The organism is Salinicola sp. CPA57 (assembly GCF_003206035.1).
Lineage (GTDB): Bacteria > Pseudomonadota > Gammaproteobacteria > Pseudomonadales > Halomonadaceae > Salinicola > Salinicola socius.
The window spans coordinates 84,370-87,382 of sequence record NZ_PZJR01000002.1 but is presented as its reverse complement, the minus strand read 5'-3'; the positions used below and the strand labels follow the sequence as shown (position 1 = coordinate 87,382).

Annotated in this window: 3 protein-coding genes; all 3 read left to right on the top strand. The window is 64.2% G+C overall.

Going from position 1 to position 3,013, the window contains the following annotated elements; translation table 11 throughout:
• The coding region (locus DOM36_RS02405) for a hypothetical protein (protein ID WP_198651176.1) at window positions 1-875 on the top strand (875 nt) is incomplete at its 5' end.
• Window positions 872-2,323, top strand: a complete 1,452-nt coding sequence (locus tag DOM36_RS02400; protein ID WP_110641105.1) for a hypothetical protein — start codon at window positions 872-874, stop codon at window positions 2,321-2,323. The genes DOM36_RS02405 and DOM36_RS02400, both read left to right, overlap by 4 nt.
• Before the next feature lie 3 nt (window positions 2,324-2,326).
• A partial coding sequence (locus DOM36_RS20255; RefSeq protein ID WP_110641103.1) for a hypothetical protein occupies window positions 2,327-3,013 on the top strand: 687 nt, incomplete at its 3' end.

Here is a 3,013-nt window from a genome sequence, read left to right as displayed (position 1 = left end):
ATAAGACCTATAAGGGCTACACCGGTTATATCGGTGATGAGAACGCCTACTGGGAGGATGGAAAACTCAAGACGTCGGGCAATAGCGACGAGCGGCACAACGTCAAAAACCTGTGGGATACCCTGTCGGACTACGTTCACGCGTTCAACCGGGCAACCGGCGAGGGCAGCAACAAGCTGCTCGAGCTGGATGAAACGGATTTCTACGGTGAGGGCGACTCGCGCAACCGGTTCGAGATCGAGTATGGCGGCAAGACGTATTACGCCGGCTATGACGATCAGGGCATCCAGACGATGGATGACGCCTGGGACGCAATGCAGGACGCGCTCAACAGCTTCTACGGCACCAACTTCGACTGGCGCGACGGTGACAGCGTTCGCGATCAGCTCGATGACGCTGAGTCGTCGTTGGATGACCTGATGGGCGATCGCAGCAGTACCCAGAAGGAAATCGACGCGCTCAAGGACCAGATCGAACAGCTCAAGAAAATCGAGCAGTTCGACGGCAGCCACGCCACGGGGCTGGATTATGTGCCGTTCGATGGGTACCGCGCGGAGCTGCACCGGGGCGAGTTCGTGGCCACGGCCGATCAGGCGCCGGCGGTGCGGTCGTTCCTCGACGGCAGCTTGCCACCGGTGATGATTCCGCCGCCGGCGGTGGGTGGCGACAACGGCCAACTGGAGCGGCTATTGCGTGACAACAACCGGCTGATGCAACAGAACGCCGAGCTGCTACGCCAGATCGAGCAGCACGGCGCGGCCGGGGTGCGCGTCAGTGCCGAAGGGCATCGTCGCCAGATCGCCGCGACCGAGCAGGGCAATCGCTCGCTTGACCGCCTGGAGTCCGACAACCGATTGGAGAAAGCCCGCGCATGACGTGGACACTGCAAGTGGACGCCCTCGACCCCGGGGGCGATTCCGTGACGTTGCGTTATTCGTTGGGGCGTTACGACGACCCCGACGATAACGCTTTCGATCCTCGCATCAATCAGCCCGGTCTCTTTCGAGCCGGGCTTTTTGCTGGGTCGCTGATCAGTGGAGACCGCTCCAGCTACGGCGAAACGACGCTGGTCAATGCGGACGGCGGCCTCGATCACCTGGTCGATTACGCCGTCGACGGGCGAGCGGCCACGTTGTGCCATGGCGTCGGCGATGCACGCGCCACCGCGCTTCGAGGCACGGTGGGGCGGCTGTCGTTCGAATCCGGCAGCGTTTCGGTGGTGTTGCGTGGGCCGTTGGAACCGCTGCAGACACCGCATCCGCAGGCGACCTATACCGGCGGCAACGTGCTACCGGATGGGTTGGAAGGGGTGGAGGGTGACATCGCCGGGCAGGCCAAACCGCTGTTGTTCGGCGAGGTGGCCAACGCCACGCCGGTGACGGTCAACACCGCGCGGCTGATCTATCAGGTCTCCGATCGCGACGACTGTGAGATGACGTCCGTTTACGACAATGGCGCCGAGCTGTCCCAGGGTGCCGCCTACGCCTCGCTGGATGCATTGCAGGCCGATGCACCAGCGGCCGGCGAATGGCGCGCCTATGGCGGCTACGTTCGCCTGGGGGCGTCTCCGTCGGGAACGGTCACGGTCGATGCGACGACGAGTGCACCCGATGCCGGCGACGTGTTCGAGACGATAGCCGGCGATCGCGGCTGGCGTGTCAGCGCTGACGACGTGGCGGATCTCAATACGCTGGGCGCGGTGCGGGTCTACGTCACTTCGTCGACCGATACGCTGGATCTGCTGGACAACCTGGCGATCTCGGTGGGTGGGTATCTCAACGTCGAGCCCGACGGCACCTTGCGCTGCCGGCGGCTCGAGGCTCCGACAGCTCCCGTCGATACGCTCGAGGATTACGCAATCCTCGATATCAAACGTAGCGCCACCGGCGCCGGCGAAAACCTTTTGCCGGTCGGCCGGGTGACGATCAATGCGGATCGCATAGAGACGGTGCAGCGAGACGTGGCCGGCAGCGTCGACGACGCGCGCCGCGCTCGTCTCTCCCAGCAAGCACGCCAAGCTGTCGTCGAGCGTGCCGAGACGTTGGCGCGTCATCCGTTGGCGGGCTCGCTCACGATCGATAGCGCGCTGGCCTCACGCGGCAGCGCCGAGCAGGTGGCCAGCGACCTGGTCGCGGTGCTGGGCGTGCGTCGTGACATCGTCACGATAACTGCGCGGGTCGATGATCTCGGCGCCATCGCCGTGGGGCAGTGCCTCACGGTGAAAACGCCACGCCTGGGCTATGGCGTCGGCCGTGTGATGCGGGTGGTTGGTTATCGGCTCGATGCTCAAAAGGGTGCGATCGAGGTCAATTTATGGGGGTGATCGATGGCGCTTGATCCGAAACGGGTAGTGCTTGGCTGGCCGAACTACATCGACGACGTCACGGTCAGCGGCGGCGATTACGTCGAGACGCTGCCGCTGGCCAATGTTCAGGACCGGCGCTTTTCGGTGGTGGCCAAGACCAACGGCCTGGACCCGACGGCGACACAGTTCGTGATGACGTTCCCCCAACGCCGGCCGGTGGCGGTGGTGGCCATCCCCGCGCACAACCTGAGTTCCAGCGCGTTGGTGCGGGTGCGGGTCTATCGCGACCAGGATGGCGACGACCTGGTGTGGGACAGCGGCAAGCGCGATGTCTGGCCGATCGTCTACGGCATTGGCGACGTGATCTGGGGCAACGACAACTTCTGGAACCGGCGGATGCAGGAGAACACGCGCCGCAGTTATACGCCGCTGCTGACCGTGTTCATGGATGACGCCCAGATCGCCGGGCGCATCCACGTCGAGCTATTCGACGAGGCCAACCTCGAGGGCGCGCTGACGCTCGGGCGGGTGTTCGTCAGCGACGCGTGGCAGCCGCACTACAACATCAGCCTGGGGCCGCAGTACGGCTACGACAGCGGCACTGAAGTGACCACCGCGAAGGACCAGAGTCGAACCGAGTATTTCGAGCGCTTCACCCCCAAGCGAACGGTTCAGATGTCGCTCGACTGGCTATCCGAGTCCGAGGCG